The following is a 6,585-nucleotide window of genomic DNA, read 5'->3' on the forward strand; positions in this document are numbered from 1 at the left end:
CATTCTACATTTGAAAAAGCATTAACCTGCTTCAACATAATTGCTTTCCTCCTTATTCTTTTTTAGTGAACAAAATCATGTGACCAATCATCGCAAAGTATACACGGCCAGTTGCATTCTACATTTGAAAAAGTATTTACCTGCTTTAACATAGTTGCTTTTCTCCCTTCTGTTTTTTTATTAAGCGCTTATTTATTTGCTGATGTATTACATCGTTTACATTTACTATTTTAGTTTCTGTTTTATATAAAAAATGACTTTCAAACAACTTGATTTCAAAAAGGAATTCCCTGTTTTAATTCTCTTATATTATTCAGTTTGTTACGAATATAATGCAGTTCACTCCCGCTTTCCGCATTCCATATAGTCTAATCTCCACGTCTTTAGACCAATGGTTCGTTGCACCTATTTGCGCATCGATCGCATCCCTTTAAACAAAAAAGAGAGCAGTTCTTCAGAATGCAACTCATAGTTGTCATCCCAAAAACTGCTCTCTTTCAAATATAACAATAACTGTTCTTTTAATAACCAAAATCCCAAGGCATAACTCTGCTCCTCCATATTTTATAATATATAACCCGTACTTCATTCAACTGATAACTATATATTACAAAAAATAATTCATAATATCGCTTATCGGAATAAACGGTATTATTTTAGGAGCGAACTGCATTCTTACGCAGTCAACATTATCGTTGTTCTAGCCGTAAACACTTTATCTTTGCAACTAAGCTGTAATTTACCGGAATAATCCTTTGTTACTCGTTCGATATTTGAAAGTCCAAATCCATGTACTTCCTTATTATCTTTGGTTGTATCTATTCGATTTTCACGAATCACAACATCCTGCACACAAGAATTTTTTACTGATAAAATCCATACACTCTTCTTAAGTATTGACTGAATATCAATTTTCCTTTCTCCATCAACCAACTTTGCCGCTTCTATAGCATTATCAAGTAAATTAGAAATTAGTATTACCAAACTCACGTCTTCAATCCTATTTGCAGGAATATTTCCTGTCACTGTCATAGAAATATTGTTCTGGACTGCCACTTTGAATTTAGACTCAAGCAATGCATCTGCAATAAAATTTCCTGTGTCAAATAATTTTACATTGCTTTTTTCTACAGCACCCTGCATCTTATCAATATACTCAACCGCCTGTGTATTTTTCCCTTCCGATACTAGAGAACGTAACGTAATGAGAAGATTCTTAACATCATGCCTAAATCTTCTAAGCTCTGTATTCTTCTCATTCATCTCAATATATGAATCTTTAATCTGTTTCATAGGTTCTTTTAAATTACCTATCATAGCATTCATAGATGTGTTCTGATTACGAACCATTATTGCATGAATAATAAGTGCCATGAGAAAAATATATGTAACAATACAAACTTTTTTTATATAACTAGTTGCTAAACTCGATTTAAATATACTTGCTTCAAGTATTGCAAAAGACATATCTAACCCGAAAAGAAGCATATACTCTATTATAGTGAGCTTGGTAAAATATACTTTTATAAAATTCACTCGTTTTAAAATAATTAAAACAAAAAGTATGCAAAAAACCAGCACTTCAGTTATCATTACAGAAAAATCCACATTCATAGCCTTATATGTTTCATCAAAAATATTCCCGGTAAACAAAACATGAATATTTTGAGCAATACAATCTATAATATTTCCATAAAATAATACAATTGCCAAATATGTCTTTTTGTATCCATATTTTGCCCACAAAAATGGCACAATACGCACAAGGTACAACATCCAAATAACATAATGGAATACTCGTGGTCCATAATTTATCATAGGTCTGTATAAATAATTGATTAAAAAATAAATACCTACACAGATTCCTTTAGCTTTCTTCCATCTTGAACTCGGAAAAACAAAAAAATATTCAAAGGCCATGTAATAATTTGCAAGCCCAATCACTCCTCGCACAGTATATATCGCCATCATTACCATAAAACTATGCATCATGCCATCTGTCCCCTCATACTCCCGCTTTCACAAGATAATCTGTATAGATATTGTTGAACTCCTTATACTTAAGCCTGCTGATAAGCAACTTATCTCCTGTACTCATGGTAACTTCATCGTGACTATAGGAATCAACCTGAGCAAGATTTATAAGAAATGATTTATAACATCTGTAGAACTTTTCCGGTGAAAGACGTCCCTCGATGGCGCCAAGAGTCATATGACACTCCATATCTTCTCGGCCGTCACAAAAATGTAAAATACAGTTTTTTCCCATACCTTCAACATATGAGATTATGCTTTCCTTGAAAAAATAGTTTTCTCCATCCATACGGATCTTAAGAACACTATCCTCTTCCAATGTCTTCATGAAAGCATCCATAACTTCATTAAATTTCTCATTATCAATTGGTTTTATTAAAAATCTGAATGTGCCCACTTCAAAAGTGTCAAACACGATAGACGGGTAACTGCTCGCAAATACAATGGTCGAATTCTTATCATATTCACGGATTTTTTTTGCAATATTAAGTCCGTTTGTCCCTTTATTTTCAAATTCGTAATCCATAAAGATCAAATCGTACTTTTCTCTCGAGCAAACAAGCCGCTCCCCTACCTCATACTCATCTAATGAGTAATCAAGATCTTTTTTTACAGAATACTCCAAAATCCTTTTCTTGATTTCACTTCGCATAAACCCTGAATCATCACAAACTGCTATCCTAACCATGCCTAATCTCCTCGCCTCTTAGTTTGTAAATCACCCATACCCAACAGCCATATTCTATTATGCCAAAAAACCCCTTTACTATCAAACAAATTAAAAGAGCATCCCATTTAAGAATGCTCCTTAAAATCTGATGTTTTATTTTGTTCTGTTGCTGTTTCCCTTAAGTATCGGGCTTATGTGCTTATATAGCGCAAACGTTATCACGCTGTCCACAATGCCCTTTACGAGGTTGAACGGTGCGACCGCAAGCAAGCAAAATGTCGTAACATTGCTTATCGCAGGATTTATCGCGGCTCCCATCTCCACGAATGAACTTATATCGCAGCCGTAGATAACTGCATATGCAGGGAGAAGGAAAAATGCGTTAAGAAGTGAACCTACCAGTGTAATGAAGGCCGTTCCGACGATGCAGCTTATAAGCGCAACCTTTCTTGACTTATGAAGTCTGTAGATAATCGTTGCGGGAAGTACAAAAGAAGTACCGACAACGAAGTTTGCTATCTCACCTACGAATCCCGAGCTTGTTCCCTTAATGACCAGCTTTAACAATATTTTGATAAACTCAACCATTACGCCCGCAAAAGGTCCTGCTGCGAAACCTCCGACAAGTGCCGGCATGTCACTAAAGTCAAATTTATAAAAAGAAGGCGCAAACGGAAGCGGGAACTCCAGAAGCATAAGAACAAAAGATACCGCGGAAAAAACTCCGATAATAGCCATCTTTCGGACACTCAAAAGTTTTTGATCCATCTTTCCTTCTTTTCTTGCCGCAGCCTTTTCAACCGCAAGTGTAATAACAAACGCAAAAGCAACCAATATTATAAGCGCAGCAAAATACTGCCAGCTCTGTGCAATAGTATCTAAAATGCTCTGTTTCTCGTTCATTAGTTCCGATCCTTCCTACCTTATCCGCTTCTTGAAAAAACGTATTTTGTATAAAAAAATTGTAAAAAATTCAAAATTATGTTATTCTCAATGTTCTTTCTTGTCAAGAATGTTTGACAAAAAAACAGTTGCGTAACTATAATAAATTATCATTATTTTGATGTATTTTTGTTTTTAATGAGGGGATAATGAAAAGAATTCTTACACGCAAGCTCGTACCCGGTATGGTGCTTGCAAATGATGTACACACTTATAATTCAAGTTTGAAGCTTCTTGACAAAGGTACTGTCCTTGAGGACAAAGACATTGCCAGGTTGGCTTTCTATTCAATCATCGATGTTCTTATCGAAGATGAGCTCGTCGAACTCGAAAATGAGTTTGTCGACATAACCAACGATGAAGGACTCACTTATTCTGAGCGTATCAAACAATCACCTGAGTTTAAAGAATTTAAACACAGCTTTGAGGAATGTGCTGAGAAATTTGAGCACACTATAAAGGATATTATCGAGAATAACAGAGATCTTGTTTTTGATGATATGATGGCTCCCATCTATGGCCTTCTTGAAAAAGGAAGATCGTCAGCCAATATCTTTGATATGCTTCACAATCTAAGATCATATGATGATGCAACATTTACACACAGCATCAACGTTGCTCTGATTTCAAACATCCTTGCCCAGTGGCTTAAATGGGATGAATCGGAAGTTGAGATTGCTACTCAGTCAGGTCTTTTCCATGACATCGGCAAGCTCCTTATTCCGGATGAAATAATCAGAAAGCCCGATAAGCTCACAGAAGACGAATATACGCTTATGCAGACTCATCCGCAGCGCGGATATGAGATAATAAAGAATCTTAACATCAGTCAGCATATTAAGAATGCGACCCTTATGCATCACGAGAGATGCGACGGATCGGGATATCCGCTTAAGATCCGCGGACCTCAGATTGATAAATTCGGTAAGCTTGTCGCCATTGCGGACGTATATGATGCAATGACAAGTGCCCGCTATTACCGCGGTCCTCTTTGTCCTTTCATTGCTATATCAATGTTCGAAGAGGAAGGTTACCAGAAGTACGATCCCGAAATGATAATCGCATTCTTGCAAAACATAGTTAACACCTACCTTCTTAACACTGTCCGCCTCAGTACAGGTGAAGTCGGCGAGATAATCTTCATCAACAAGATGCACCTCTCCCGCCCCACTGTTAAAGTCGGTAATGACTATATCGACCTTACGAAATGTCCGGACGTTTATATCAAGGAAATCATCTGACAACGTTTAATCCGATATGTTTAAAAAGACGGTCAATCACACGATCAATGTCATTAAGTTAACATTGGGATAATGCTTTGGATGAGAGAAACGGGAATGAAGATGATAACCTTCATTCCCGTTTCTTCCTTTTTAGGCATAACAAACAGGCGGATCTAAAATCCACCTACTAATCATGTTTTATTTTGATTATTTATGCTACTCTATATAAGAAACTATGAAATACTTTTCCTGTCAGTATTCGTTTACGATGCCTATTAGGTCTAACTGGAATTATATTTCTAGCTATTATAGTTTCTAAATTAGGTGATGTCGTTTTTTCACGCAAGAATAGTCTGCAGACATGAGCAGCAACGGTAAAGTTCGCTTTGTATGTATATTTTCTTTGCTTTTTTTCAATGACTACGTGCGAGGTAATCATTTCCGCAAAGTTATACATTATCAGATGTGCGTATATTTCTTGCTGAATACACATCACCTTTTTTGAATGAAAATCTAGCATTCCAATAGTATATTTTAAATCTCTAAATGAAGTTTCTATCCCCCATCTGGCTGCATATAACTTTTTTAAATTTGTTGGCGTATATTCCTTAGCGTCCAAGTTAGTAATTACGGTTTCATATGTGTCTTCAGTAATCTTGAATCGTACGATTCTAAATTTAAGCTCATAAAAGGCTACTGAATCCTTTTTCCTTAGCTTTGTTGGGAGATAATCAAACGGATGTGAATGTGCAATCAATTTGTAGTGATTCTTGTCCTTCAAAAATAATTCCTTCATTTCCTTTGTTTGTTTACGCGTAAGTTTTAAATCAATATTTACATCAAATTCTTCTTCATCAGGTAGGTCTAATCCATTCTTAATTCCTCGTGTACCATCCTTAATCCTTATGAGATAATACCAACCTTTTTCTTGGATATGTGCCATACTGTGATAAGATTCGTATCCTCTATCAGCAATTACTAATGCTTTGGGAATAGGCGATCTATCTACCATCTCTTGCAATGCAGAGTGCTCATTTGCATCATGCTTTCCTTGAAGTACTACATCAGTATATAAATGATTTTCTAGATTATAGAGTGCATTTAAATGCAACAAATTGTAGGGCTTTTGTCCATTAACACTGGGATAATAAGATTTTTTATCTTCAGAATTAGTTGGAATTTGAATATCAGAACCATCAACTGCAAGAATAGTTAAATCAGAATGCGAATGATTTTGTAGTTTATTTGTAAACCCTTTAAAGATGTCTCTAAAAAATTCGGGCTTAATCTTTTGTCTTTGCTGAACAAAAGCCGAGGCAGATGGCAATGAACTGACATCATGGAAGATATCAATCATCTCATTGGTTATACTCTTGCTTTCCATCTCGATGATAGCTCTGACTATTTTTTCGAATGGAAGCTTACGATTCCTAGTGAAATCTACTTTGGGATTAACAACATAATCCAACATGTTTTGAGTAGTGGTAGTGATTTCAGATAATAAAAGCTTTTTAATATGTTTTGGTTTCATATGTGACCTCCTTGCAATCAAGTTTTCCTTAATTACAAGGGCCGCTTTCGCTACCTTTAAAACATCAGTAGCGAAAGCGGCCACACATTTACGATAATCTGTCAATACCTTTTAAGAAAAAAAGACCCCTATGTCATTTCTGACATAGAGATCTTTTGGGCTGTCATCTTAACTTAATGACATTG

General features: G+C 35.6%; 5 protein-coding genes. 1 reads left to right on the top strand and 4 read right to left on the bottom strand.

The window, feature by feature from the left end; all coding sequences use genetic code 11:
- Positions 1 to 675: 675 nt before the first annotated feature.
- The 3 genes from BLP87_RS15610 to BLP87_RS15620 form a co-directional block, all read right to left on the bottom strand.
- Entirely contained in the window at positions 676 to 1,992 is a 1,317-nt protein-coding gene (locus BLP87_RS15610; RefSeq protein WP_074463489.1) for a sensor histidine kinase, read from the bottom strand.
- A gap of 13 nt (positions 1,993 to 2,005) precedes the next feature.
- Entirely contained in the window at positions 2,006 to 2,722 is a 717-nt protein-coding gene (locus BLP87_RS15615; RefSeq protein ID WP_074463490.1) for a LytR/AlgR family response regulator transcription factor, read from the bottom strand.
- Positions 2,723 to 2,857: 135 nt separating this feature from the next.
- Entirely contained in the window at positions 2,858 to 3,607 is a 750-nt protein-coding gene (locus tag BLP87_RS15620; protein WP_083334656.1) for an ECF transporter S component, read from the bottom strand.
- A gap of 188 nt (positions 3,608 to 3,795) precedes the next feature.
- Here BLP87_RS15620 and BLP87_RS15625 point away from each other — a divergent pair, with 188 nt between their 5' ends.
- Positions 3,796 to 4,887: an HD-GYP domain-containing protein gene (locus BLP87_RS15625; protein WP_074463491.1), complete on the top strand. Its 1,092-nt coding sequence runs from the start codon at positions 3,796 to 3,798 to the stop codon at positions 4,885 to 4,887.
- A gap of 193 nt (positions 4,888 to 5,080) precedes the next feature.
- Here BLP87_RS15625 and BLP87_RS15630 read toward each other — a convergent pair whose 3' ends face one another.
- Positions 5,081 to 6,400, bottom strand: coding sequence for an IS4 family transposase (locus tag BLP87_RS15630; protein ID WP_026655762.1), 1,320 nt, complete (start codon positions 6,398 to 6,400; stop codon positions 5,081 to 5,083).
- Positions 6,401 to 6,585 lie beyond the last annotated feature (185 nt).

Source organism: Butyrivibrio hungatei (assembly GCF_900101605.1).
GTDB lineage: Bacteria > Bacillota > Clostridia > Lachnospirales > Lachnospiraceae > Butyrivibrio > Butyrivibrio hungatei_B.

Coding starts and splice junctions, on each gene's coding strand:
- BLP87_RS15615 (WP_074463490.1), bottom strand. CDS start 2,722: ATGGTTAGGATAGCAGTTTGTGATGATTCAGGGTTTATGCGAAGTGAA.
- BLP87_RS15620 (WP_083334656.1), bottom strand. CDS start 3,607: ATGAACGAGAAACAGAGCATTTTAGATACTATTGCACAGAGCTGGCAG.
- BLP87_RS15625 (WP_074463491.1), top strand. CDS start 3,796: ATGAAAAGAATTCTTACACGCAAGCTCGTACCCGGTATGGTGCTTGCA.
- BLP87_RS15630 (WP_026655762.1), bottom strand. CDS start 6,400: ATGAAACCAAAACATATTAAAAAGCTTTTATTATCTGAAATCACTACC.
- BLP87_RS15610 (WP_074463489.1), bottom strand. CDS start 1,992: ATGATGCATAGTTTTATGGTAATGATGGCGATATATACTGTGCGAGGA.